General features: G+C 58.7%; 2 protein-coding genes. One reads left to right on the top strand and one right to left on the bottom strand.

Annotated features, from left to right (window positions below):
* On the bottom strand, positions 1-634 hold a 634-nt coding region (locus VZ95_RS07565; RefSeq protein WP_045775313.1), incomplete at its 3' end, for a carboxyl transferase domain-containing protein.
* 81 nt (positions 635-715) lie between these two features.
* Here VZ95_RS07565 and VZ95_RS07560 point away from each other — a divergent pair.
* Positions 716-915 (top strand): hypothetical protein (locus VZ95_RS07560; protein WP_045775312.1); only part of this gene is annotated, 200 nt, incomplete at its 3' end.

Raw genomic sequence — 915 nt, 5'->3', positions numbered from 1 at the left:
AGATGGTGCCCTGATTGCGCACGATGATGCTCTCATCCGCCATCGCCGGAACATAGGCCCCGCCAGCGGTACACGAGCCCATCACCACGGCGATTTGCGGAATGCCCAGGGCCGACATATTGGCCTGATTGTAGAAAATTCGACCGAAGTGCTCGCGGTCGGGAAACACCTCGTCCTGGTTCGGCAGGTTGGCCCCGCCGCTATCGACCAAATAGAGACACGGTAGGTGATTTTCGCGCGCAATCGCTTGTGCTCGCAAATGTTTGCGCACCGTTAAAGGAAAATATGTGCCGCCCTTAACGGTCGCGTCATTGGCGACGATCACGCATTCCCGGCCCGAAACCCGCCCGATGCCGGTGATTATCCCGGCGCACGGCACTTCGTCTTTATACATCTCAAATGCGGCAAATTGACTTAGCTCAAGGAACGGCGCACCGACATCCAATAGGGTGCGAATGCGATCCCGTGGCAGCAGCTTGCCCCGCGCAACGTGTTTCGCCCGCGCAGCCTCCCCCCCGCCTTCCGCAAGAAGCGCCACTTTGGCCTTCAAGTCGGCGACCAAGGACAGCATGGCTGCTTGGTTTTCTTGATAAAGAGCGGCTTTCGTATCTATGGTTGTCCGTATCGGCGACATTTTCACTCCTCCCGCGTGGCGGATTTTGCGCCCGTCGGATTTTCTAATCTCGGTGACATCTTACTCTGCTGGGGATCCGGTATGACCATCGCCCGTAAACTTACTCTCATCCTGGCTGGCGTTCTGCTGCTTGCATTTGCCGCGATTGCCGGGGTCGTGGAACTCAATAAGGCCGCCGAATACCACCGGCTGCATACGCACCAGTTGCGGTCGCTGAACGTGCTCACCGCCGCCGTTGGGGGCGATAAGGCTCCGGCGTCGCCACCGCGCTCAGCGATATC

The organism is Elstera litoralis (assembly GCF_000963705.1).
Lineage (GTDB): Bacteria > Pseudomonadota > Alphaproteobacteria > Elsterales > Elsteraceae > Elstera > Elstera litoralis.
This window is presented reverse-complemented; position numbering and strand designations above follow the sequence as displayed.